At 39.6% G+C, this 25,954-nt stretch carries 23 protein-coding genes; 2 read left to right on the forward strand and 21 right to left on the reverse strand.

The features are described 5' to 3' along the window. Positions 1 to 235: 235 nt before the first annotated feature. Entirely contained in the window at positions 236 to 712 is a 477-nt protein-coding gene (locus tag NSQ84_RS15795; protein ID WP_063386801.1) for an N-acetyltransferase, read from the forward strand. 219 nt (positions 713 to 931) lie between these two features. On the opposite strand, the gene NSQ84_RS15800 is transcribed toward NSQ84_RS15795, so the two are convergent. The 6 genes from NSQ84_RS15800 to NSQ84_RS15825 form a co-directional block, all read right to left on the reverse strand. Next, the gene (locus NSQ84_RS15800) at positions 932 to 1,786 is read right to left on the reverse strand and encodes a Cof-type HAD-IIB family hydrolase (RefSeq protein ID WP_117017083.1); all 855 of its coding nucleotides are present in this window, start codon (positions 1,784 to 1,786) and stop codon (positions 932 to 934) included. 39 nt (positions 1,787 to 1,825) lie between these two features. Then, on the reverse strand, positions 1,826 to 3,688 hold the full coding sequence (locus tag NSQ84_RS15805) for an ABC transporter ATP-binding protein (protein WP_339212107.1): 1,863 nt from the start codon (positions 3,686 to 3,688) through the stop codon (positions 1,826 to 1,828). After that, complete coding sequence (locus NSQ84_RS15810) at positions 3,669 to 5,402, reverse strand: ABC transporter ATP-binding protein (protein WP_339212109.1); 1,734 nt, start codon at positions 5,400 to 5,402, stop codon at positions 3,669 to 3,671. Before NSQ84_RS15810 ends, NSQ84_RS15805 begins: the two co-directional genes overlap by 20 nt. Before the next feature lie 275 nt (positions 5,403 to 5,677). Beyond that, positions 5,678 to 7,141, reverse strand: coding sequence for a catalase KatA (katA, locus tag NSQ84_RS15815; RefSeq protein ID WP_117017086.1), 1,464 nt, complete (start codon positions 7,139 to 7,141; stop codon positions 5,678 to 5,680). A 451-nt stretch (positions 7,142 to 7,592) separates the two neighbouring features. Further along, positions 7,593 to 8,363, reverse strand: coding sequence for an MFS transporter (locus tag NSQ84_RS15820; protein WP_339212110.1), 771 nt, complete (start codon positions 8,361 to 8,363; stop codon positions 7,593 to 7,595). Beyond that, on the reverse strand, positions 8,338 to 8,796 hold the full coding sequence (locus NSQ84_RS15825; protein WP_339212111.1) for an MFS transporter: 459 nt from the start codon (positions 8,794 to 8,796) through the stop codon (positions 8,338 to 8,340). The genes NSQ84_RS15820 and NSQ84_RS15825 overlap by 26 nt, the downstream gene beginning before the upstream one ends. Positions 8,797 to 8,956: 160 nt before the next feature. Between NSQ84_RS15825 and NSQ84_RS15830 the strand changes: the two genes are divergently transcribed. After that, a complete protein-coding gene (locus NSQ84_RS15830; RefSeq protein WP_339212112.1) occupies positions 8,957 to 9,925 on the forward strand; it encodes a hypothetical protein in 969 nt (322 codons plus the stop codon). Between the two features lie 291 nt (positions 9,926 to 10,216). Here the strand turns inward: NSQ84_RS15830 and NSQ84_RS15835 are convergent, their stop codons facing one another. The 15 genes from NSQ84_RS15835 to NSQ84_RS15905 form a co-directional block, all read right to left on the reverse strand. Beyond that, positions 10,217 to 11,290, reverse strand: coding sequence for an ABC transporter substrate-binding protein (locus NSQ84_RS15835; RefSeq protein ID WP_063386808.1), 1,074 nt, complete (start codon positions 11,288 to 11,290; stop codon positions 10,217 to 10,219). Next, positions 11,287 to 12,090 carry an ABC transporter permease gene (locus NSQ84_RS15840; protein ID WP_130157449.1) on the reverse strand — a complete coding sequence of 268 codons (804 nt, stop codon included), beginning with the start codon at positions 12,088 to 12,090 and terminating at the stop codon, positions 11,287 to 11,289. The genes NSQ84_RS15835 and NSQ84_RS15840 overlap by 4 nt, the downstream gene beginning before the upstream one ends. Positions 12,091 to 12,100: 10 nt before the next feature. After that, entirely contained in the window at positions 12,101 to 12,892 is a 792-nt protein-coding gene (locus NSQ84_RS15845; RefSeq protein ID WP_063386810.1) for an ABC transporter permease, read from the reverse strand. Continuing rightward, a complete protein-coding gene (locus NSQ84_RS15850) occupies positions 12,882 to 13,961 on the reverse strand; it encodes an ABC transporter ATP-binding protein (RefSeq protein ID WP_066250021.1) in 1,080 nt (359 codons plus the stop codon). The genes NSQ84_RS15845 and NSQ84_RS15850 overlap by 11 nt, the downstream gene beginning before the upstream one ends. A gap of 26 nt (positions 13,962 to 13,987) precedes the next feature. Further along, on the reverse strand, positions 13,988 to 14,530 hold the full coding sequence (locus NSQ84_RS15855; protein WP_066250024.1) for an XRE family transcriptional regulator: 543 nt from the start codon (positions 14,528 to 14,530) through the stop codon (positions 13,988 to 13,990). 178 nt (positions 14,531 to 14,708) lie between these two features. After that, entirely contained in the window at positions 14,709 to 15,695 is a 987-nt protein-coding gene (locus tag NSQ84_RS15860; RefSeq protein ID WP_063386813.1) for an HD domain-containing phosphohydrolase, read from the reverse strand. 63 nt (positions 15,696 to 15,758) lie between these two features. Next, positions 15,759 to 16,322 (reverse strand): shikimate kinase, encoded by a 564-nt coding sequence (locus tag NSQ84_RS15865; protein WP_063386814.1) that lies wholly within the window; start codon positions 16,320 to 16,322, stop codon positions 15,759 to 15,761. A 38-nt stretch (positions 16,323 to 16,360) separates the two neighbouring features. Next, on the reverse strand, positions 16,361 to 17,377 hold the full coding sequence (locus tag NSQ84_RS15870) for a LacI family DNA-binding transcriptional regulator (protein ID WP_066250028.1): 1,017 nt from the start codon (positions 17,375 to 17,377) through the stop codon (positions 16,361 to 16,363). A 593-nt stretch (positions 17,378 to 17,970) separates the two neighbouring features. Continuing rightward, positions 17,971 to 19,254: a TRAP transporter large permease subunit gene (locus NSQ84_RS15875; RefSeq protein ID WP_063386816.1), complete on the reverse strand. Its 1,284-nt coding sequence runs from the start codon at positions 19,252 to 19,254 to the stop codon at positions 17,971 to 17,973. Further along, complete coding sequence (locus tag NSQ84_RS15880) at positions 19,255 to 19,839, reverse strand: TRAP transporter small permease (protein WP_066250031.1); 585 nt, start codon at positions 19,837 to 19,839, stop codon at positions 19,255 to 19,257. 83 nt (positions 19,840 to 19,922) lie between these two features. Next, positions 19,923 to 20,945 carry a DctP family TRAP transporter solute-binding subunit gene (locus tag NSQ84_RS15885; protein ID WP_066250033.1) on the reverse strand — a complete coding sequence of 341 codons (1,023 nt, stop codon included), beginning with the start codon at positions 20,943 to 20,945 and terminating at the stop codon, positions 19,923 to 19,925. Between the two features lie 200 nt (positions 20,946 to 21,145). Next, positions 21,146 to 21,550 carry a cupin domain-containing protein gene (locus tag NSQ84_RS15890; protein ID WP_242009354.1) on the reverse strand — a complete coding sequence of 135 codons (405 nt, stop codon included), beginning with the start codon at positions 21,548 to 21,550 and terminating at the stop codon, positions 21,146 to 21,148. Positions 21,551 to 21,586: 36 nt separating this feature from the next. Beyond that, positions 21,587 to 23,347 (reverse strand): thiamine pyrophosphate-binding protein, encoded by a 1,761-nt coding sequence (locus NSQ84_RS15895; protein ID WP_066250035.1) that lies wholly within the window; start codon positions 23,345 to 23,347, stop codon positions 21,587 to 21,589. Continuing rightward, complete coding sequence (locus tag NSQ84_RS15900; RefSeq protein WP_066250038.1) at positions 23,344 to 24,345, reverse strand: alcohol dehydrogenase catalytic domain-containing protein; 1,002 nt, start codon at positions 24,343 to 24,345, stop codon at positions 23,344 to 23,346. The genes NSQ84_RS15895 and NSQ84_RS15900 overlap by 4 nt, the downstream gene beginning before the upstream one ends. A 26-nt stretch (positions 24,346 to 24,371) precedes the next feature. Next, a complete protein-coding gene (locus NSQ84_RS15905; protein ID WP_066250042.1) occupies positions 24,372 to 25,799 on the reverse strand; it encodes an aldehyde dehydrogenase family protein in 1,428 nt (475 codons plus the stop codon). Positions 25,800 to 25,954: the final 155 nt, after the last annotated feature.

Genomic DNA, 25,954 nt, shown 5'->3' on the forward strand with positions numbered 1-25,954 from the left:
ATTTTTTACCATAAATTTCATTGAATGCTAGCTTCCTTGTAGTAAAATCCTCTTATCAAATATTTTCTCCCGCCAAAATTTTACTTACAGAAAATGTTTAAAGATTTGATGAACTTGCATAATTATAAATTGTTTGGTTTTTTTATTGACAAAATAATGTTCATACCGATAATATATATGAATAAATATTTTATTTTACTTATAATTATTCATTTGATTAAATGAGGGAGTATACATGCACATTCGAAGAGCGACTATGAGCGATACAGATGCCATCTATCAATTAATTAAACATTATGCATTGGAAGGAAAGCTGCTCAGCAGAACGTACGCATCTATTTATGAAAATTTACAAAATTTTTATGTTGCAGATGAAGGCGGAGCAGTGGCTGGCGTTGCCAGCTTGCATATTTTAGACAAAGATTTGGCTGAAATCCGCTCGCTGGCCGTTGACCCTGACCATACCGGAAAAGGCATCGGAAAAGAGCTCGTAAAACAAATCATTTATGAAACAAACAGGTTGGAAATTGAAAATTTGATTGCCTTAACGTATCAAATCGAGTTTTTTACCAAACTAGGATTCGATATCGTTGACAAGCAATCTCTCCCGCAAAAAATGTGGAAGGATTGCATCAATTGTCCGAAACTTCCATCGTGTGACGAAACAGCTATGTTAAAAAAAGTATGGCAGACAGAACTAGCGAAACAATAAAAATAATTCATCACACTTTTTTATTGCCCGCCTCAAAGAAGCCGCACCGTTGCAGTTTTCAATAGTAAATAAAATGAAAGGAGCTATCTAGAAAGTCAAATCCCTATCGTAAACAAAAAATTATAAACGTCGATATATCAACGTTTATAAAACATTAAAGGGGGCGTCAATAAGCCGTAAAAACGACTTATTAGACACCCCTTTGCATCCATAAACCATTTACAGCACAAATTGTCGAATAGCATAGGCGACACCGTGTTCATCGTTTGTCCTCGTCACGATATCGCACATTTCTTTCACCTCAGGCTCGGCATTCCCCATTGCAACGGAAAGCCCTGCAGCTTCCAGCATTGGAATGTCATTGAAATTATCACCAATCGCAATCGTTTGTTCCAATGGGATATTGTAGTGCTTGGCAACAGCTTTTAATCCGTATCCTTTATTTCCCTTTTCATCCATTATTTCAACGTTGTAGTCACCTGATGTCGTAACCGCAATCCCAGCAATGTTTTCTAATTGTTCCATAATTTCTTTTCTAGTATGTTGATTAAATTGCAAAATAAAAAACTTTTGGACCGATAAATCACCGCGGTTTATAACATCTTGTATATGACGAAAGTATCGATTATTGTCGGTCCTTTTTGGCTGCTCGATAAACTGTTTGTACTCAGATTCAAGCAAACATTTTGCCAGCTCCGGATTCGACTGCAGAGCAGAGCGAACTTTGGCGCTCCAGTCTTCCGGCATCCAAATACCATCATTTGTATAAAGTTTATACGGCACACCATAACTCTCCAAAATTTCGGCTGCTTCCAACATGTTTTGTTTGTTCATTGAAATGTATTTCGGCTTTTCTCCTTCGATTACGACAACTGTTCCATTGCTTGCTGCAAATGGACATGCAAAATCATATTCGTCCAGCAGTTCACGAATACTCTCAGGCGCCCTGCCGGAGCAAATCATGATGATGTTTCCCTCATTTTGTGCTTCCCGAATAGCTGTAAGATTTTCTTCTGATATGGATAAATTGGAAGATAGCAATGTCCCGTCTAAATCAATAGCTACTAATTTCATACTGTTTCCCCTTTTAACAAAGTAAAGTGATTATATTCATTATATATGATCCTTTATTTCTGACAACATGTCTTTCGTTTTTAATTGCGGTTTTAGCTGGTTTGTGACTAAATCAAAATAAAATCCCTCTTTTTCCAGCAATTCATCATGAGATCCTTTTTCCACAATGCGGCCATCCTGGATAACAAATATTTGATCTGCTTTTTTAATCGTATTCAGCCGATGAGCGATCACAAAGCTTGTTCTCCCCTTCATCAGCCTCTCCAGCGCTTCTTGAATCTTTAATTCTGTTACAGTGTCAATGCTGCTTGTCGCTTCATCCAGCAATAAAATGGACGGATTTTTTAAAATCGCCCTCGCAATTGAAAGAAGTTGTTTTTGACCTTGACTGATGCTCGTTCCACCTTCGTTAATGATTGTATCATATTGATCAGGTAGGTTTTTAATAAATGAATGAGCATTTGCTAGCTTTGCCGCTTCCTCCACTTCCTCATCTGTTGCATCCAATCTTCCATATCGGATATTTTCACGAATTGTCGTGTGAAACAAAAAAGGATCCTGCAATACAAACCCCATTGCTTGACGAAGTTCACTCCGTCTTAATTTGGAAATATCCTTTCCATCTATCAAAATTCTCCCTTCATTTACTTCATAAAAGCGTGCCAGTAAATTGATGATCGTTGTTTTTCCGGCGCCGGTGGCACCGACAAGGGCAACTGTTTCTCCCGGAGAAACATGAAAGCTAATATTTTTTATCGTTTGGCTCTCTTCCCCGTATGAAAAAGATACTCGATCAAACACAATGTCTCCTTTTATATTTGCGGATTGTACATATTCTCCAAAATCAGCTTCCTCTGCCTGCTCATCGAGCAAATCAAATACCCGCTCTGCACCGGCAACCGCAGATAATAATGTATTAAATTGATTGGCAAGATCATTTAAAGGCCGTGTAAACTGCCTGGCGTACTCCGCAAAAACAACAATCGTTCCGATGGTTATCCACCCTTTTAGAGCAAAGATTCCACCGAACCCTGCAATCAATGTAAAACTTAAATTGTTTAATACGTGCATAAGCTTTGGGATAAAACCGGAAATCGTCTGAGCCCAAAATGAAGATCTCCGCAGCCTTTCATTTTTTTCTAAAAACTCATGCATAACCCGGTTCTCTTGTGAAAAGGTTTTGACAATTCGCTGACCAGTGATGGTTTCTTCAATGTATCCATTCAGTTCTCCTAAACTTCGCTGCTGCTCTTTAAACAATTGTCCAGTCCGCCGGGTAATCCATTTCATACCTACAATCAATAAAGGAACAACTATTAAGGTGATGATTGTTAAAAAAGGGCTCATCCATAACATAACAGAAACAACACCAATTAATGTAAGAACACTGGATGAGATTTGAATCACTGAGCTGTTTAATGTCGAGCTGACGTTTTCAACATCATTGGTCATTCTGCTCATCAGCTCTCCCGTTTTTTTCTGATCAAAAAAAGAAATGGGAAGAAGATGAAACTGGCGAAATAGATCGGATCTTATTTTATACACAGTATTTTGCGCCACTTTGATCATCCATATGTTTTGCAGCCAAATGGAAAGGGAATGCAATGCATAGATTAAAACAAGAACGACGAAAAAAAAGAAAAAGTGATTTCCGCTTTTTTCTACAATATAAATGTCGATCCCTTTCCCTACTAAAAAAGGCCCAAGGATTGTTAAAACTGTGCTAATAAAAACCATGAGCAAAACGAATAAAAACAAAACCTTTTGATCTGACATATATCCCCAAATTCTTTTTAATGTTCCTTTCCAGTCTTTAACTTTTGAAGAGCTTTTCTTCACTTTTGACTCATTTGTCAGCTTTAGTTTTTCATATCGGAAAGGTTCAATAAGACTTTTGAGCATGACGGATGCCATCCTTTCCATATTGTGATTCATAGATTTTTTGGTAAAGTGGAACGCTGCGTATTAATTCATCATGCCTTCCTTTCGCAAGCACCTTTCCGTTTTCTAGTAGCAAAATTTTATCAGCCGCCATCGCTGTTAAAATTTTTTGCGTAATGATCAAGGTCGTACATGGATATTTCATCAATGCTTGAAGCAGTTTTCTTTCCGTCTTTAAGTCTAAAGCACTCGTGCTGTCATCAAGCAGCAATATTTTTGGCTTTCGGACAAGCGCTCTGGCAATCGAAATTCGCTGCTTTTGCCCTCCGGAAAGATTCACGCCTTTTTGGCTGATAAGGGTATCATATCCATGAGGGAGCTTTAAAATCGTATCATGTATTTGGGCATCCTTTGCAGCATCAATGATTTCTTCCATAGTAGCATCTTCTTTTCCCCATAAAATATTATCTTTTACCGTTCCAGTGAATAACAGCGATTCTTGCGGAACCATCCCAATTGACCTTCTTAAATGCTCAAGCTTGATCGTACGTATATCGAAACCGTCAATATAAACGGCTCCTTTTTCTAAGTCATATAATCGCGGAATTAAATTGAAAAGAGTCGATTTGCCGGAGCCGGTAGCCCCCATCACCGCCATAGTTTCTCCAGCATTTACCGTAAACGATACATCATCAAGCACCTTAACGGCTGAATCCGGGTATGCAAAGGACACCGATCGAAATTCAATTTTTCCCTCTGTTATTTGATGACTTGATTCGGCAAGCTCATCAGTCAATTTTACTTCTGTTTGAAGCACCTCCGAAATCCTTAAGCTGGAGGCTTTTGCCCTGGAAAAACCAGAGACAATAAAAGACAGCATAGATAAAACAGAAATGATCCTCGTTGAATAATTGACGATCGCAACGACTTCACCTACTTTTGCCTCACTTGGTCCAGCATGAGCCGCCCATAAAATAATTAAAATGCTTACATTCATTACAAAAAGCAAGACAGGCTGCATAATTTCCATAAAGCGGAGCACGAAAATTGTTTGGTCTTTTAAATCTTTGTTCGCCTTCTGAAAGCGATTAACTTCATAGTCATTTCGCAAAAAAGCTTTGATTAAGCGCATATTCGTCAAGTTTTCCTGTATGACTTTATTCACCGTATCCAGCTTTTCTTGCACGATTCGAAACATCGATCCTGCTCTTTTCATCACCCATAAAAGAAAAAAGATCAGGCACGGAAGAATGACGATGAGAATGAAGGATAATGTAAAATTTACTGCTAGAGCCATAACCGCGCCGCCGATCACCAACAATGGAGCACGCAGCATAATCCGAAGTCCCATAAAAATTGTGTTTTGCACTTGGGAGACATCATTTGTCATCCTTGTAATGAAAGATGAATTGGAAAATTGATTATAGTTCGCAAATGAAAAGGATTGAATTTTCCCAAAAAGAACTTTTCTAATATCAAATCCAAAGCTCTGGCTGACATGCGCCGCAAAAAATGAATTAATGATGCCTGCTGCAAAGGCAAGAGCCGATACACCAACCATCACCAGCCCCCAATGGACGACAGCTGATAAATCCCTTTTCAAAATTCCATCATCTACAATTTTTGCCATAAACAAAGGCTGGACAAGCTCCACTGTCAGCTCGGTTAACATGAGAGCAAGAGCAATAACAACCGCCAAGCGGTACGGTTTTAAGAAAGACGCCACTTCTTTCATAAGCATAGCCTCCAAAAAGTATGAACGAAACTATTTATATTTTCCATCATACAACTTTATAAAAAATTTTTTAACTATTTTTACTTTTCCCTGTTAAAGAAGGCAATTATATGTTTTTATGGGACGTGTGGTAATTCCAACTATTGTTTGAAAGCTGACGCATTCACAAGCAAGCAGGTTGTAATTCCAAATATTTTTTCGAAAGTGACAAAAATTAAGACGACCCCGAAAAGTTCGTTTGAACCTTCCGAGATCGTCCAGCTATGAAATATTTATTAACCTTTTTTTACTTCTTCAGGCACTTGCAAACCAAGACCTTCTGCAACGCGGGTTCCATATTCAGGATCTGCTTTGTAGAAGTGGCCGATTTGGCGGAGTTTTATTTCCTCCAGCTTAACTGGCTTCATTGAATTTACAATATTTTCAATAAGGCGTGCTCTTTCATCTTCACTCATGAGACGGTATAAGTCGCCCGCTTGAGTATAATGGTCATCATGGTCATAAGGAACGTTTTCCGCAACACCTGATACTGGGTATGATGCTTGTTTTGCTTCAGGTGTTTCTTTTGGACCGCCAAAGCTGTTTGGTTCATAATATACAGAGCCTCCGCCATTTGAGTCAAAGCGCATAAATCCATCGCGTTGATAGTTGTTCACTTCAACTCGCGGACGGTTGATTGGAAGTGAGTTATAGTTTGCCCCGATGCGGTAGCGATGTGCATCATGATATGCAAAGAGACGACCTTGCAGCATTTTGTCCGGCGATACATCGACTCCTGGAACTAGGTTTCCCGGTGAGAATGCAGCTTGCTCAACTTCTGCAAAATAGTTTTCAGGGTTTTTATTTAATACTAATTTTCCTACTTCAATTAATGGATAATCTTTGTGAGACCATACTTTTGTCACGTCAAATGGATCCCATCTGTATGTGTTGGCATCTTCAAGCGGCATGATTTGCACATAAAGCGTCCAAGAAGGATAGTCTCCGTTTTCAATCGCATTGAATAAATCCTCTGTATGATAATCCGGATTTTCTCCGGCAATTTTTACAGCTGTTTTCGTATCAAGGTTTTTTATACCTTGGTCAGTTTTGAAATGATATTTGATCCAGACGCTTTCCCCGTCTTCGTTTGTCCATTTAAATGTATGGCTTCCATAACCATTCATATGACGGTATGTTGCCGGAATTCCGCGATCTCCCATCAAATAAGTTACTTGGTGCAATGATTCAGGCGATAGAGACCAAAAATCCCATACGGCAGTAGGATTTTTCAAATGTGTTTTTGGATCGCGTTTTTGTGTGTGGATAAAATCAGGGAATTTAATCGCATCGCGAATGAAGAAAATCGGCGTGTTGTTTCCTACGATGTCATAGTTTCCTTCTTCTGTGTAAAACTTAACGGCAAAACCGCGCGGATCGCGGACCGTATCAGCGGAGCCAAGCTCACCTGCAACAGTTGAGAATCTTACAAATACTGGTGTTCGCTTGCCTACTCCGTTGAAGACTTTCGCTTTCGTATATTTTGACATATCATTTGTCACTTCAAAGTATCCGTGAGCACCGGCACCTTTTGCGTGAACAACTCGTTCAGGAACTCTTTCTCTATTAAAATGGGCTAGTTTTTCCAGAAGATGTACGTCTTGAATTAATGTCGGACCTCGATGGCCTGCTGTCATCGAATTTTGATTGTCCCCTACAGGAGCACCCCAGCTCGTCGTAAGCTTTTTATTCTCTCCCATTTACCGATCACCTCATAATTTAAAATAATATTTCTCTAATCATTACAACTATATGATAACATATTTTAATTAAAAATCAATAGTAAATTATAATAATTTTAATAAAGGAGTTTAAAACCGTTGATCTACCAATCAATGAACCTCGTTTATTATCAATTAGCCACTATTTTTTTCATGTTGTTCTGTTTATTTTCTTTGACAAGTTGTTTAAAAAATTGGCAGAAAAAAACGGCTGAGCAAATATAGCTCAGCCGCTACAAATTGAGAGGTTCTTATGGAAGTTATCGAATTGAAACTGAAAAAACAACATACATAGATGAAAAAGACCGTTGATCTCTCCGTGCAAAAACAGCCAGCCATTTTCATTTATAGCAAGATGTCATTTCATATTCCCAAGCAATATAGGATTCAACGCTAATATGAAAAAATGTTCGTATTCCACTTTATCTCTTTACGAAGAGATTCGCTCCGCTTTCCTTTCCATGCGGGAGCTTGGAATGAATAAAGACAGAAAAGCAGCTGCAAAGGCAAGCAGGCCTGTTGCAAGAAACACTTCATAAAAACCGATGTGATCTGCAATAAAGCCCGCTAACATCGGACCAGTGAAAATGCCGATTGCATAAAATGATTGATAAAAGCCCATTGCGGTCGTCCGATATGCTTCTTGACAGCTTTGAATAACCATCGCAAGCAGCAGCGGAAAAATAAAACCAAGCCAAAACCCTATGAAAATATGCATGAAGCAAATCCATAGAATCGAATTTGACAACGGCAACAGAAGATGAAATAATCCGCTTAAAATAAATGAAAGCAAAAGCAGTTGTTTTTGCTTTCTAACAGGAAAATAGGCAAGCAGCAATGATGCAGCTGCATGCGGAATAAAAAAGGAAGTGACGACCCAAAAAAACACGGACTCACTAAATCCGATTTTCGAGACATAAACCGGTGTAAATCCAAAAATCGTCATAAACAAAATTCCGTGTCCGGCAAGCGATAAAGCTGAGATGCCCCAAAGCGGCTTGATGCCGAGAACATATTTTAATTGACTCATATATTTGAAATCAATAAGATTCACCTTATCGCCGATTTCTTTAATGCGAAATGAAAGAATAAGACCAATCAAAGCCATGACGGTCCCAATGAGAAACGGCATTTCCCAGCCGAACCACTCTACAATTTTCCCGCTGATAGCCATGCTAATAAATTGGGAAACGACCGTCATAAACTGGAGAATTTCCCATCGCTTTGGAAGATTGACTTTCCGTAAAATATTGAGCGTATAATGTAGTAGCCATTACCCACATCGACGCGGTAATTCCTGAAAGAAGTCTTGCAATAAAAATCGGGATAAATGATTGAAAGAAAAGAAACAGGATTCCGCTGGCAAACGCCATAAAAAAACCAGCTATAAGCATTCCTTTTCTCATTTGCCCTAAATAGTCTGATAAAACTCCAAGAGGCAAACGAATCAAAATCTGGGTGATGCCGTAACTGCCAAAAATAATGCCAACAAGTGAATAGTCAAACTGCAAATGTTCTAAATAAACCCCAAAGATTGGAACATAAATATAAATGGAAAACCAAAAGCAAAAGATAACTGTAAAAAAAATAATATGATCTTTTTTCCCTGCTATATTTATTTTTTGAACGTTCATCGCCAAAACCTTTCTATATGATTAAATAGGAATTTTTTGCTCTTTCCATTTTACGATATTTTTGAAATTATACAATATTCGAGTTTCACGAAAATCGTTTCTATAAATTTCCTATTCCAATAGTATAATTAAGATATATATAGTGTTGTGGAGGGATATTATGACTGAGCTTTTAGTAGGATTGATCATTGGTATTTTCATTATGTTCATCGTTGTCAATATCAATAAAACGAAGAAAAAAAGATCATTAAAGCTTGTTCAAGAGGCTGTCCCGGCAGAATTAGCCTGCCGCATTCCAGAAGGGCTGCCAATTATCTCTCGTTTGGAAGACTCTCTAAACTCAGAATATATGGAAAAAGTAAAGAAAAGAGTGTTAGCAAATCATCCTAGTTGGACCGAAACGGACTTTAACTGGCGCCTATTTGAATTAAAAAGATATTTTTTGTTGGCAGGAATTTTAAAATCAGTTCCAATGTTCAGCGATGAAGTGGATGAAATATGGCATGAAATGATTATGTTTACGAAAGAATACGAAAATTTTTCAAAAAAATTTTTTGGATCGTTTCTGCATCACAGCCCTAATGTGGAACGGACACCGATTCCCCATGAAAGAGCCCTTTTTGATTGGATGTATTTGCACTTATTTGAAATCTATCCAAACAGCACGAAGCTGTGGGGAGGTTTTTTAAAAAATCCGCTAAGCAAAACACTTTTGGAAGAAGTTCGCTCAGCTAGTGACGAAAAACTGTTTGATAAATATTTTCGTTCGTTTGACCCGATCAAGCCATTACAAACAAAGCTGCTTGAACAGCTGAAAAACGATATTGAAAAAGCAGAAGAAATGAAACGGCAAAACAAATCGCTCCGCAAGGAAATAAAAACAGACGATACGTACTCGATGTTGCTGCCGGCTATGGTATTTTTATCGCTGTACGAGCAGGACAGTTATACAGAAAAAATGTCGCAGCTTTTGAATAAGGATGCAGGGACAAGCGGAGGTTCTGTTTATGCATGCGGGGCTGCACTCAGCGATTCCAATGATCATTCAGGGAGTTCCGGATGCTCTTCTTCAGGATGCTCCAGTTCAAATTGCGGAAGCAGCTGCGGCGGAGGATGCGGCAGCAGCTAAGGAAATGTTCATAACCACACTCTTTTAAAGGTGAGCGCGATGAGCAGAAACCGGCAAAGTGCCGATTCTTGTTTTCGATTTTAAAAGCCCATATGCGCATTTTTTCTATGCTGCAAACAGCTGCCCTTCAAAATACCATTAGATCTACTATGCATCCATTTTTACAGTACATAAGGGTAGCTTATGCCGTATATGTTGCAACAACAGCTCGTTCTTGCTTCAAAGATCAGATTTCGCAAAAATCATTAAAAAACCATCGCCTCCCAAATTGAGGATGGCGATGGTTTCCTTTTATTTCGAGTGCATTTTAAATTCTAAAAATAAATCATTATAATAGGAAAGCATTCGTTTCCCTAGGTTTTCATACACTTCCAATTTATCCGTTAATTCAGGGGACGGGTAAAACCGCTCATCTTCAGAAATCTCTTTCGGCAAGTATTCAAGCGCCTTTTCATTTGGAGTAGAGTAGCCGACATATTCAGCATTTTGCGCTGCCACTTTCGGGTCTAGCATAAAGTTGATAAATTTATGAGCGCCTTCTATGTTTTTGGCCGTTTTCGGAATAACCATATTATCAAACCAAAGATTAGAGCCTTCTTTCGGCACCACGTAATCTAGCTTCTCATTTTCCCACATGATATCTGCAGCATCTCCCGACCAGACGAGAGCGGCACCTGCTTCTTCGTTTGCCATCAGCATTTTGATTTCATCTCCAACGATCGCCTTCACGTTTGGAGTCAGTTTATCCAGTTTCTTTTTCGCTTCTAGCAAATGATCTTTGTTCGTATCATTCAACGAGTAACCAAGACTGTTCAACCCCATTCCGATTACCTCTCGGGCGCCGTCGACAAGAAGTATTTGATTTTTCATATCTTTATCCCATAAATCATTCCAGCTGTCGATCTTTTTTCCCCCAAGAGCTTCCGGATTATACAAAATGCCGACCGTTCCCCAAAAATATGGAATGGAATATTTATTCCCCGGATCAAACGATAAATTTAGAAAACGGGGGTTGATATATTTTAAATTAGGAATTTTCGAATGATCAATCGGAATAAGAAGACCTTCTTCCTTCATTTTGCTAATGGCATACTCAGAAGGGACGGCAATATCAAATGTTGTTCCTCCTTGGGAAATTTTTGTCATCATCGCTTCATTTGAATCAAATGTTTGGTAAATCACTTTTATACCTGTTTCTTTTTCAAAACGGTCGATCAATTCCGGATCAATATATTCTCCCCAGTTGTAAATCGTAAGGGTATTATCACCGGAGTAGCCTTCAGATGCATTCAGTCTCGCAATAAAAAACAGGATGGCAAACGAAGCGATAAATACTATCGCAAACATCTGCACAATTTTTTTCATTTCCGTCCCCCCAATCTTCCCGGACGATTATAGCGCAGCGTGATGAAATAATAGCCGATCACAAGCAAAATCGTTAAAAGGAAAATGAGTGTTGACAAAGCATTAATGGTAAGGGAAATGCCTTGTCGAGCCATTGAATATATTTCAACAGATAAAGTGGAAAAACCATTTCCAGTAACAAAGAATGTAACGGCGAAATCGTCCAAAGAATAGGTTAAAGCCATAAAAAATCCAGCAAAAATCCCAGGGGTAATATAGGGAATTACTACTTTTGTTATGACATTCCACTGGCTCGCCCCTAAATCTCTTGCCGCATCGATTAATGTCGGGCTCATTTCCTGAAGCTTTGGCAATACCATCAATACGACAATCGGCACACTAAAGGCGATATGAGACAGCAAAACAGAAATAAAACCAAGCTGAATGCCGACAATGGTAAACAAAATTAAAAAGGAAGCTCCGATGATGACATCAGGACTGACTAATAGAACATTATTTAACGAAAGCAATGTATTTTTCACCCGTCTTGTTTTGACGGAGTAAATGGCGAGCGCACCGAAAACGCCGATGATCGTTGAAATCGCCGCAGAAAGCAAAGCAATTACAATCGTATTCAGTACAATAATCAACAGACGCACATCCTGCAGGACTTCTTTATACCAGTCCAACGTAAAATTTTCAAAATGATGCATTTTTCCGCCGCTGTTAAACGAGTAATAAATAAGGTAGAAAATCGGAGCGTATAAGATGAAAAATACGATGATTAAATATATATTTGAAACCTTCCATTTTCTGTTCATTTTTCATCCCTCACTTCCGATTTCCTGTTAAAAACATGATGATCACCATTGCAAGAATTAAAAAGACCGCAATGGTTGCTCCCATTCCCCAGTTTTGAGTAACTAGGAAATGCTGCTCTATTGCTGTGCCAAGCGTAATTACCCGGTTTCCTGCAATCAAGCGGGTAATCATAAATAACGATAATGCAGGAATAAACACTGCTTGGCATCCGGATTTAACACCGTCCAGCGTCAGCGGAAAAATGACCCGGCGGAACGTAATCCAAGGGGATGCTCCGAGATCCTTAGCTGCATCTACAAGCGTTGGATTTAATTTTTCTAAAGCATTAAAAATCGGCAAAATCATAAATGGAACGAAAATATAGACAGAAACAAACACAAAGCTGAAATCTGTAAACAATATTTGTTTAGCACCGACACCAATTAATTCCAAAAAATGATTAGCTATTCCATAGGTTCCAAAAATGCCGAGAAAGGCGTATGCTTTTAACAGCAAATTGATCCACATCGGCAAAATGATTAACAAAAGCCAAAGCTGCTTATGTTTTGTTTTCGTTAATAAAAGAGCTGTCGGATAAGCGATCAATAGCGAAAAGGCTGTAATTAAAAACGCATACCAAAATGAGCTTAACGCCATTTTCAAATAGACCGGCGTGAAAAATTTCTCGTAGTTTTCAAAAGAAAATGTTCCTTCAATGTTAAAAAACGAATAATAAATGATAAGCAGAATCGGAACGACAACAAATAGTAAGATCCATAACACATATGGTAAGAAGTATAAAGCGCGAATATTACTTTTCATCGGCAACACCAATACGAGAATTTTCTTCTAAACGCATAACGTGTATTGCTTCCGGTTCAAAATAAAGACCAATTTCCTCGCCGACTTCTGCCTTTTTTGTAGAATGAACAAGCCACTCGTTGCCATCCTTATCATAACAGCAAATTTCATAATGAACTCCTCTAAACAGCTGGGAATCCACATAAACCTTCAGCTTTCCTTTTTCAGGTGTTGTTATTTCCAAGTCCTCCGGTCGAATTACCACTTCTACGTCCTCGTTCGGAGCAAAGCCTTTATCAACACATTCAAACTGCTTTCCGACAAATTCAACAAGATAATCTTGAATCATTTTTCCTGCGACAATATTCGATTCTCCGATAAAGTCTGCCACAAAGCGGTTAACAGGTTCATCATAAATATCTTTCGGCGTTCCACTTTGCTGAATTTTCCCCTTATTTAATACAAAGATTTCATCAGACATTGCAAGAGCTTCCTCTTGGTCGTGTGTGACAAAAATAAATGTAATGCCGAGCCGGCGCTGTAGCTCCCGCAGCTCGTACTGCATTTCCGTGCGCAGCTTTAAATCAAGAGCTGACAACGGTTCGTCTAACAGAAGCACTTCCGGTTCATTGACTATCGCTCTCGCAATGGCGACCCGCTGCCGCTGTCCTCCTGACATCTCCTGAATGTTCCGTTGTTCATAGCCAGATAAGTTTACAAAACGAAGGGCATCTTTTACTTTTTGTTCGATGATATCCTTTTTCATTTTTTTAATTCTAAGGCCAAAGGCAACATTTTCAAACACATTCAGATGCGGAAAAAGGGCATAATCTTGAAACACTGTATTGACTTGACGTTTGTTCGGCGTTACATGGTTAATATTTTTTCCGTTAAAATAAATCGTGCCGCTGGTCGGTTCCGTAAATCCCGCAATTAGACGGAGAATGGTTGTTTTTCCGCATCCTGAAGGTCCAAGCAACGTGTAAAATTTTCCGCGTTCGATTTCAAAACTTACATTATCCAATACTGGCAAATCATCATCATATTTTTTTGTCACTTGTTCAAAACGAATAATTGTTTTATTGTTCATGACGTTTCCTCCAACCGCATCAAGAATTATAAATAAGATTCAGTTGCCACTAAAATTACTTGCGACATGCTTTCTGCCTCATTGACAATTTGATGCTCATCGGATGCATGATAATAAATGGATTCTCCTTCCTTTGCCACATACTTTTTTGTTCCGATCCGAACTTTTATTGTTCCTTTCAGAACATAGGCAAACGTTTCAGATAAGGATGGTTCAAAAACTTTAAACTCTCCTTTTTCAAACAACGTTAAAAGAATCGGCTCCATTTCTTTTTCATTTGATTCAGGAACAATCCATTCAACCTTATATCCTCTCTCTTGGTCAATAAATACTTTTCGTTCTTCTTTGCCGTAAACTACTTTTTGCTCGGCATCCTCATCATCGAAAAAATCTTTTGGATTGCATCCCAGCACATCCAATATATTCAGAAACGTTTCCAATGAGGGAGAGCTTAAATCTCTTTCCAATTGGGAAATGTATCCTTTAGACAAATCGGTTCGTTCGCTTAGCTCTTCTTGCGTCAGACCTTTTTTTATCCGCAAATTTCGAATTTTCCTCCCAATTTTCATCATAACAACCTCATTTGTTTAATACTAGTAAACTTTTTGTCAAAAAAAATTAATATATTTATCGAAAATTGTTTATTTCACGACGATTTATTATACACAATTACACAAAAAACACAATAAAAAATTTTCAAAAAAAGAAGGAAATTTTAGTTGATCTTCAACTAAAATTTCCTTCTTTTTAAAAATCCTTAATTGTCAGAAATGAGGCCACTACATCTGGATCAAAATGCGTATTTTGATGCTCCACTAAAAAATTCAACGCTTTTTCAATCGGCCATGCAACTTTATATGGACGGCTGCTCGTTAAAGCTTCAAACACATCGACAACCGCAACAATTCTAGCTTCTAAAGGAATTTCTGCTCCTTTCAAGTTTTTCGGATATCCCGTTCCATTCCATTTTTCATGGTGAAAGAGAATAATATTTTCAGCCACTTTATAGCTTTGCCTTAAAAAGTTATCTTTCAGTTTGCTTGTTATTTTTTTCAAAATATCAAAGCCTATTAACGGATGCGTCTCCATAATTAAGCGTTCATATTTTGTTAGTGGTCCTGGTTTATATAAAATTCCTTCAGGTATGCCAGCTTTTCCTATATCATGCAAAATGCTGGAATAAGCAACATTTCTCATATATTCTTCTGATAAATTAAGATTATGATAGCTGTTGTGAGCATAAATGAGCTTTTCAGTTAGTTTTCGAACGTTGATCAAATGATCCTCAATGCTTGGATCTTGAATTTCACAAGAAATCGCCAGCACTTCCAATATTGATTTTTTTGTTTCTTCTATTTGCTCCTGCGGAACGTATGCTCCGCTGTCCAGCTGCTCCAATTCCCGAAAAATTCCTACAAAAAACAGTTCATCTTCTATTAGAATAGGAGTTATCGTTATAGATGAGTGCCATAATTCTCCTGATTTCTTACGATTCACAAAAACACCGGACCAAGGCTTTTTTTCCGATAATGCTTTTTTCATCGAAGCATAAGTTTGCTCCGGGGTCAAATGAGATTTAATGACACCTGCTCTTCTGCCGACAATGAAATCCTTTTTATATCCCGTTATTTGTTCATACGCATCGTTAACAGCGACGACAACATGATCTTTATCTGTCACAATGACAGCATCAGCCAGTTGAAGATAAGGAGACAATAAGTTTTCTACATTCATGTTTTTAAATCCCTTTCCCAAATCTCATCTTGCAAACTATTCATTTAAAGGGATAATCTCATATTATTGGTTCGGTTCATAGATGCTCCACGTTAATTTCACCGAATTTACAATTTCATCTGCTACTGTTTCAGGATCAAGATTATTGGTCGATACTTTTGAGTTATGGAGAGAGTATGCATTTTGCCGTTTTATAAACAATTTTTCAATTTCCTCCATTGATTTTTCCTTTAAAAGAGGGCGGTTCTCGACTAAAAGCGGCATTCGATCCTTCCAGCTGTCCCAAGATAAATCCAGCAAAAAGACGATGCAGTTTGATAAACAAGCATTGCGGACCTCTTCTTGTAAATAGGCTCCCCCTCCTAAAGATACAACCTTCAAGCGTGTGTTCGTGCAAATATCAACAATATACTCCTTTTCGATTTTTCGGAAATAATCTTCGCCAAATTTTTGAAATATTAAAGAGATGGGCATATTTTGCTTTTTTTCAATCTCCTGATCCACATCAATGAAATCTCGGTACAGCTTTTTCGCGACCAACTGGCCAATAGTCGTTTTGCCGACTCCCATAAATCCAATTAAAACAATATTTTTTTCCCGAAGAGGGATTTCTACATGTTCCTTCATAACGCATCCACTTCCCTAGATTTCTTCATCATGGTGTGTCAGCTTGACTCCCGCACTACAAGCTCAGGCTGTAAAATCAGTTTTTTTGCCTCTTCTTCATCACCTTTCATTCTCCGATGCAAGAGATCAGCAGCTTTTGCACCGAGCCGATCAGGAAAAGCTGCAATGGTTGTTAAAGAAGGGCTGAATACCGCTGACTCCGGAATATTATCAAAACCAACCACAGCCACATCTTTGCCTGGAACAATGCCTTGTTCTTTTAATCCGAGCATAACACCAGATGCAACAACATCATTATAGCAAAAAACCCCGGTTGGAGGCTGAGGATGCTGCATAACTCGCTTAATCGCCTCTATTCCCCCTTGCCTAGTTGCGGGAGATTGGACAAACAGCGATTCATCCATTTCCAGCCCGGCTTGTTCAATCGCTTCACAAAATCCTTTTTTCCGGTCTGTCCATACTGATGAATTAGAAAAACCGCCCAAAAAAGCGATGCGGCGGTGGCCTTGTTCGATTAAATGTTCAGCCGCTATCCGTCCGCCTGCAACATTATCGATTCCGACATAATCAAACGGCTCTTCTGACAGCATTTTTCTCGCTACTAAAATAACAGGAATCCCCCATTGCTTTAACCGTTCTACCATATCTGGTGAACTGCCTGGGACAGGGCTCATAATTACCCCGCCGACACGATATTCAAGCATTGTCGCAAGCAGCGCATCTTGTTTATCAGGGGAATCAAACGTCGTTCCTAATATTACGGTATATCCTTCTTTATCTAAAGCTTCGTGAACGCCCACCAATAATTCCGAGAAAAAGGGGTTGCCGATCTCTGTTATAATCAAACCAACTGTTGAAGATTGGTGGGATCGTAAATTCGCTGCAACACGATCATATATATATCCCAACTCTTTTATCGATTTTAACACTTTTTCTCTTGTTTCTTTTGAAATATTTGGGCTGCCCCGAACAACAAGGGAAGCTGTAGCCCTCGACACACCCGCGTGTTTTGCAACCTCCTGCAGCGTCACGCGGGACTGTTTTTTTCGTCCCATCTGTCTAATCACCTGCTAACGCAATTAATCAACGAATTCAGTTGAGAAAAGTATACCTTTACATTTAAAACGTTGTCAATTTGTTTATTTCCATGCTTTACGGCTTTGAAAATGTTATAAATAATCACCTCCCTTCAGGCTGCGGGAGCACCACAAATCACCTGAAAAAATGGGCTGAAGTCGGTTTATATATAGACAAGAGCATAGATCAAATATGTACTTCTGTCGGGAGGAAGCCGCCATATAACCGTTTCATAGATGGCTCCAAGTGATTCACCTTTGCCTGTTGTATGGATACCAAATGAAAAAAGCCCCGTTCGAAAAAGAAATCGTGCGATTGGAGGCAGTGGAATATCACCAAGAGAGTGAAACTCGATGTGCGAAAGACAGCTTTTTTGAATAGGGAAAAATTCATTCAAGTACGAGTATCTGAAGAAAATCGCAAAATAAAAGATTTAATCATAAAAAACTGCACATTATTTCAGAAAAGGAGCCAATCATTTGCTCCATCCTTCCTGAAATAATGTGCAAATTAACAATACCTTCAGTCCAATCAAAGTATCTTTAAATCAGATAGTAAACACTTTAAAAATCTACATATCTGTAAACCATTGAAGCGGAACGGTAACAATGGACGGAAACAGAATAAGCAGTAAAAGAACAAGTGTTTCTGCAAGTAAAAAAGGCCATATTCCTTTCATAATGTCCTCCATTCCTATCTTTCCAACCCCACAAGCGACATTTAACACAGTACCAACTGGAGGAGTGAGCAATCCAATGCAGTTGTTCAGTATAAACAGCACCCCGAAGTACACCGGATCGATTCCCGCCTTTTCAATAATAGGCATTAAAACAGGAGTTAAAATCAGAACAGTAGGCGTCAAATCCATTGCCGTACCAACTAAAAGAACTAACGCATTAATTGCTAGCAGAAGCAGCAATTTGTTCTCGATTAACGGTCCAAGCATATCCGCAGCTATTGATGGAATATTGGCTACTGTTATCAACCAAGCTGACAACATTGCTGCTGCTACAAGAAACATTACAACGCTTGTTGTTTTTGCAGCAGCTACTAACACCTTAAACAAATCTTGTATTTTAAGTTCTCGATAAACAAACAACCCGACAAATAACGCATAAAATGCAGCTACAACAGCAGCCTCTGTCGGAGTAAAAATCCCGCCCCGAAGTCCTCCAACGATAATAGCTGGAAGTAAAAGCGCCCAAATAGCCTGACGGGTAGCAGACAATACTTCTTTTGCAGATTTTCGGGGGAAGACTTCTACCTGCTCTTTTCTTACCATTAACCACCAACAGACAACCAAGCATAAACCAATAAGAAGCCCTGGAATGATCCCTCCCATAAATAATTTTGTAATCGACACGCCGCTTGTTACCCCAAAAATAATCATCGGTATGCTCGGAGGGATGATCGGGGCAATAATACCGCCGGCTGCAATGAGCCCAGCAGACCGATTTCGGTCATATCCAGCCTTGACCATCATCGGAATCAGAATAGCGCCAAGAGCCGCCGTATCCGCTACCGCTGAACCGGATAAACCGGCGAAAAGGACGCTTGCCATGATCGCTACATATCCTAATCCTCCACGAATATGACCGACAAGAGACATGGCAAAGTTAATAATTCGATTAGAAATGCCTCCTGCGTTCATCAATTCTCCCGCAAGAATAAAGAAAGGAATAGCCATCATCGGAAAACTGTTCGCCCCATTAATGAGGTTCTGTGCCATAATTTGAGTGTCAAAAATATTCAGAAAAAACATGAGAGCAACACCGCTCACCAAAAGCGCAAACGCAATAGGCATCCCCAACGCCATGACACCAATTAATGAGCTGACAAAAACAACAAAAGCCATCTACCTCTCACCTCCTGCCATCCCTTGTTTTTTCCCATGATGTAATTCCACGATTTCTTCATGAACCGCTTCCATAATTTCATCTTCCGATTCTTTCATTCGGATAAGCTTTTCAAGCGTATTTGGCCGAAAGAGAGCCTGATAAATATTAAATATTACTATTATTCCCATTCCGATACTCACCACAATACCCATTCCATACACATAAGCGAGTGGCAAATTCGTGGCAGGAGCTCTGCTTTCCAAGCTGCTCATAGTGATCTTCCAGCTTCCATCCAGAAGCAACCACAGTACATAAAGAACAATCGCATTACTTAAAATAAATACAATTCGCTTTGCCCCAAGCGGCAGCTTTTTTAAGAGTACATCCACCCCTAAATGGTCGTTATCTTTCAAAGCACCGATGGCTCCTAAAAACACCATCCAAACAAATAGATAACGCGACATTTCTTCCGACCATGTAATGCCGGAATGAAAAGCATAACGCAATACGACATTGCCAAAGACGAGAATTGCCATGGATGCTAAACATAACGCCATTAATATCTGCAACAGCTTATCTAGCATAAATGCAACCTTTTTCAACCGTACTTCCTCCTCACTTTCAAATAATTGGAAAATAACTCTTAAGAGTGAGCACACTCCTAAGAGTTAAATAGTGTCATCATTTATTTGCCTGCCTCCAATAATTTAGCAACTAGATCTTCACCAAATTCTTTTCCGTATTTTTTATAAATTGGCTGTACTTTGTCAATAAACGCTTGCTTTTGTTCATCTGTTAACTCTGTAACAACCATCCCCTCTTTTTCAATCTCTTTAAATAATTTTTCATCTTCTTCTGCATTTAACTGACGCTGATATTCTTTCGCTTCTTCAGCTGCTTTTTTTATGATCTCTTGTTCTTCGCTGGAAAGTGTTTTCCAAAACTTTTCGCTTATTAAAAACGGGCTTGCATTATACACGTGACCGGTTTTTGTAATGTACTTTTGAACCTCATACATTTTATTAGCTGCAACGTTTCCAACAGGATTTTCCTGTCCATCGACAACCCCTTGTTCAAGTGCAGTAAACAGCTCTGTAAAAGCCATTGGAACAGGATTCGCCCCTAATTCTTTCCACAGATCAATATGAAGCTTGTTTTCAAGCGTACGAATTTTTAATCCTTTAATATCATCGACACTTTTAACCTCTTTGACGTTGTTCGTTAAATGGCGAAACCCGTTTTCCCAGTAGTTTATACCAATAACACCTGTGCCTTCCAGATCTTTCATTAATTCTTGCCCAATTTCGCCATCCAAAACTTTGTAAGCGGTTTCTCTGTCTTTAAATAAAAAAGGTAAGTCCAATACGTTAAATCTTGGAGCGAAAGATGCGATCGGCCCAGTCGACATGGTTGATCCTTGAATAGATCCCATTTTTAATCCTTCAAATACTTCTAAATCCCCTCCGAGCTGTCCGTCGGGATATACTTCAACTTTAATAGATCCATTTGTTTCTTTTTCGACGATTTCACCAAATTTATAAAGTCCTTTTGAGAGAGAGCGTTCTTTTGTAGTCGCCACTGCTAATTTCATAATTTTAGTTTCTGAAGATTTTGAGCCTGATTCATTATTTTCTCCCGAACTCGAACCGCTTGAACATCCGACTAACAGCAACAAACAAGACATTAAGATGAAAGAAATTTTTTTCATTTTTTCACACTCCTATCTTACAATCAATTTGATTTTCGAAAGGTTTATAGTTTTGATTTTATTAATAACTAGGCGTTTGGGGGAGCAGAAAAGGGCTGACATGGCATGGATTATCCTCATTTCTACCCTGTCAATAACCCCTTTCTTAGTCCATCTTTTTGAAAATGATCGTTTTTGTTTTCCCGCAAAAAATTGCTTCTTTAATCTTCTGGCAGGCTTCCTTGCGGGCTATAGCACCACAACAACCAAAGCGGTTCATTTCCTGTATTAACATGCTGGTGATATTCGCCCTCGGGTATGAACATATAGTCTCCTTCTTTAAATGGACGGCGGTTTCCATTTCCATCAACCACTTCTCCTGAACCTTTTATAACTACGTCCATTTCTTCAGATTCTGGATGGTTGTGAAGGGAGCTTGCTTCCCCGGGGGAAAAAATCGTAATTCCAGCCATAATATGTTTAGATCCTACAGTTTGCGGAGTAATCAGCTGGAAAACCTTGCGAATCTGGTTCAACTCCGGCTTATCCAGCCCTAACCATAATGTTTTAGCGTCTTGAAAAGGATCAAGAACTTTAATTTTCATGCCTGCGCTCGTTTTCGGCATAATCAATTCCTCCTTCATAATTTAATTGGAAATGTTTTAATCCACTGAAACATGGTGAACTTTCCTATCCGGGGAATAGATGTCCATAATATTCCAATGTCCTGCTGTCGGCGTTGGTACATTGATCATCTCCACATCAATCACAAACGGTTTATTTGCTTCAATGGCCCGCTGCAATGCTGGCTTGAATTCCGCTGCAGCTTGAACTTTTACACCTTCCACACCGTAAGCCTTCGCAATGGCTGCATAATCAGGTGAATACGGCTTTCCATCTTTTCGAAATACCGTTCCGTAGGTTGTGTCGAAGTGGGCTTTTTCCAGTCCGGCTATGGTTCCAAAAGCATGATTGTTCATGATCACCCAGACAACCGGAATATTTTCTTCAACAGCGGTGGCAAGAAGCGCCGGATTTTGTCCGAAGCCTCCATCACCTACTAATGAAACGACCACTTTATCTGGATGCGCTATTTTTACTCCTAATGCTGCGGGCGCACCAAAGCCCATCGTGCAATAGCCCCCAGGCGTGAAAATAGTGCCCGCTTCATATACCGGAAATTGCTGTCCAACCCCATTTTTATTCCAGCCGACATCCGTTGTTATAAAAGCATTTCTTGGCAGCACTTCACGCACTTCTTGTAAAATCCGCTCCGGACGCATCGGATAGCAGTTATTGCGAATATGTTCCTCATTCTGTTTACGAAATTCTTGTTTATATTGAGAAATTTTCTGTTTCAGCTCTTTATTTTCTTTTCCATTAGGAACGAGCTCTTTCGCCACCCGGTTTATTACGGAAAGCGCTTGTTTTAAATCTGCCACAATTCCGATTTCAGTCGGATAATTTCTTCCAATCTCGTTCGGATCAATATCAATATGAATCAATTTCGTTTTCGGAATGTTAAAGGTGTATTCCGGCTCCCAGGAGCTGCAATCCGCCTCTGAAAATCTTGTGCCGAGTGCTAAAATCAAATCTGCATGCAAACACATATCATTCACAAATTTTGTTCCCCAGAAGCCTGTCATGCCCAAGGCTAATGGATGATCGTCGGAAATGGCTCCCTTGCCCATTAATGTGTAGGCAACAGGAATGTCAAAATGTTCAGCTAATTCCTTCAATTCTTTGGAAGCATCGGCTAGCATAATGCCTCCTCCAGCATAAATCAATGGATTTTCCGCCTTGATTAGTTTCTCGACAATTTCTTTTGCAGTCTCGTTATCGATAGAAGGCTTATGCAACTTTTTCGTATGATGATTCAATTTTTCAAATAAAGCAATATCGACCTCCTTCGAGAAAATATCCATTGGCACAGATACTAAAACAGGTCCTGGTCTTCCGCTTTCAGCTAATTGAAATGCTTTTTCTAAAATTTCCGGAAACAGATCCGGCCGGTCAACCCGCCATGCACGTTTAACAAACGGGCGGTATATTTCGTATTGGGATGCATCTGCATGCAGGTTAATTTCTTGATGTGGGTGCTTTCCATAGAAATGACTCGGTACATCCCCTGCAATGACAACCATCGGAATGGAATCTAAAGCGGCATTTGCAACACCTGTTGCAGCGTTCGTCAATCCTGGTCCAAGATGGCTTAAGACAACTGCCGCTTCCTTTTTTGCCCTCGCATACCCGTCTGCCATATGTGCAGCAATTTGCTCATGCCTTACATTTACAAACTTGATGGAGCTTTTTTCTAAAGCGGCTAAAACAGCAATGTTTGTGTGGCCGCAAAGACCAAAAATATGTTCAACCCCGCGGTTTTCCAAATATTGAACGAGTTGATCGGAAACCAGCTTTTTCATAATTTTTCTGCCTCCTTAAAGCTTAAAATAACTTTTCCAGCATTTCCGGAAGCGGCCGTTTCATAAGCTTCCTTGTAGTCGGTAATGGAAAAAATTTTAGAAACAATTTGTTCGACGGAAAACTCAGGATCCCGTAGATATTCAATCGCTTGCAAATAGTCATCTGGAAATTGATAAATTATTGAACCATATATTGTGATTTCACTGCGCACAATATGAACAATCGGAAAATTCGCCTCCTGCGCCAGCCCAATCAAAACGACAGCTCCTCCTGGCTTCGCCAATTTTACAGCGCTTTCAACTGAAACCTTTGTACCGGCTGCTTCAAATACAACGTCAAACGTTTCAAGCGATTCAATCTCATGCGGCAAGAAAACTGAAATATCACCGATTTCTCTAACTAAATCAAGCTTGTGCTGATTGATGTCAATCGCTGTCACTTTTGCACCTAAATAATGGGCGAGCGCCGCTGCCAGCATTCCTTCATTCCCGCAGCCGACGACAGCTACCTTCATATTTTTTTCCACATTGACCTTTTTAAAGGCATGGACGATAACTGCGAGCGGCTCTACGAGAACTGCTTTTTTATTCGGCAAGTCATCAGGCACTGCTAAAACATATTTGGAAGAAATGTTAAACTCTTGGGCAAACCCTCCATCAATATTTACGCCTAACGATTTCTTGTTCCGGCATATATTTGTCAAACCTTTTTGGCATTGATCGCATACTCCACAAAATGTATTCGGTAAAACAACGCACCTTGTTCCAATTTTAAATGAAGCTTGTTCCCCTTTTTCCACAATCACCCCAACAAGTTCGTGGCCGGCGCGAACGGGATATTTTGCATAAGGGAGCTTTCCTTTATAAACACTTAAATCAGAACCGCAAATCCCTCCATATACTAATTGAATTTTTACCTCATCGCCTTTTGGAGCTGGAACTGAGTTGTTATGCCGCAGCTCTAGTTCGTTCGGTTTTTTTACATATAGCTCAATCAATCTGTACACCACCATGTTTGTTTCATTCAATAAGGATCTTGAAAAACAATCATCTTCATTTCTGTCATTTCCTGAATTGCATAACGCGGCCCCTCCCGGCCAATCCCGCTATTTTTCACACCGCCGTAAGGCCAATGGTCAAGCCGGAAATTTGAAGTGCCGTTGATTACAACGCCTCCTACTTCCAGCTCCTTAGCTGCTTGATAAATGACATCCATGCGGTTTGTAAATAATCCCGCTTGAAGTCCAAAGGACGAATTATTTGTTTCCGCTATTGCCTCTTCAATCGTACAATACGGAATAATGCTGACAATCGGGCCGAACACTTCTTCACATACAACTTTGCTTTGCTTCGGCGGATTCAGAAGAACAGTCGGCTCAACTGTCGCCCCATGCTGTTTTCCTCCGGTAATCAACTCGGCTCCGGATTGGACTGCTTCCTTGATCCAATTCATAACGCGTTCCGCCGCTCGTTCATCCACCAAACAGCCAATATCTGTATCCGGCGATAATGGATCTCCAACCTTTAATTGCTCCACTTTCTCTTTGAAAAGTTTTGTAAACGGCTCAACGACAGTCTCGTGTACATAAATTCTTTGAACGGAAATGCAGCTTTGACCGGAATTGCTGTAGCCTGTTAAGGCACATAAAGCTGCCGCTCTCTTTAAATCAGCATCTTCGTGTACAATGGTTGCGGCATTTCCTCCTAGCTCTAACAGCACTTTTTTCATTCCAGCCAAGTCACATATATTACGGCTGGCAGCAACTCCACCTGTAAACGAAATAACATTGACCCGGTCATCCTGAACAATTTGCTGACCGACTTCTGCTCCTCCTAGCACCATATTAATACCGTGTTTTGGAAAGCCTGCTTCAAGCAGAAGCTTCAGCAGTTCCGCTGCAATTAAAGGCGTCTGAGGAGCAGGCTTTAACACAACACTGTTTCCGGCTGCAAATGCAGGTCCGATCTTATGACAAATGAGATTTAACGGCGCATTAAATGGGGTGATAGCTGCAACAACCCCAACCGGAACACGAAACGTCATGGCCAATGCTTTCGTTCCGCGCTGCGAAGCGCTTCCCGGTATCGTTTCTCCGATCAGCCGTTTTGCTTCTTCCGCTGATTGTTCCAATGTTTCAACCGAGCGGGATACTTCATCCAATGTGTTTTTCAATGGCTTGCCGAGTTCCTCGGAAATAAATTTTGCGAATGTCTCTTTTCTGCTGTCTAGCAAGGAAGATGCTTTTTTTAAAATATTGGCTCTCTCGTAAACTGGAATTCCTGCAATCTCTTTTTTTGCTTGAAATGCTGAGGATAAAGCATTTTCAACATCTTCCTTTGTTGACAGCAGCTGCTCACCGATTATTTCGCCAGAATAAGGGCTCCGCACCTGTACTACTGGCCGCCCCGAATTGATCCAACATCCGTTAATAAATGGCTGAGCTTTTCTCATCTAATCACCTGCTTATCACATCGATTTGGCTCTGTTTACTCTTCCATTAGATCGATCCAATATCCGAGCTTTTTAGATCGATCTAAAAATTCTATTAGATCGATCTAAAAAATATTTATTGTTGAGAAATTTGAAAATAATCTCTTTTTAAGAAG

The sequence above is a fragment of the Aeribacillus sp. FSL K6-3256 genome, from assembly GCF_037965805.1.
GTDB classification, from domain to species: domain Bacteria; phylum Bacillota; class Bacilli; order Bacillales; family Aeribacillaceae; genus Aeribacillus; species Aeribacillus composti.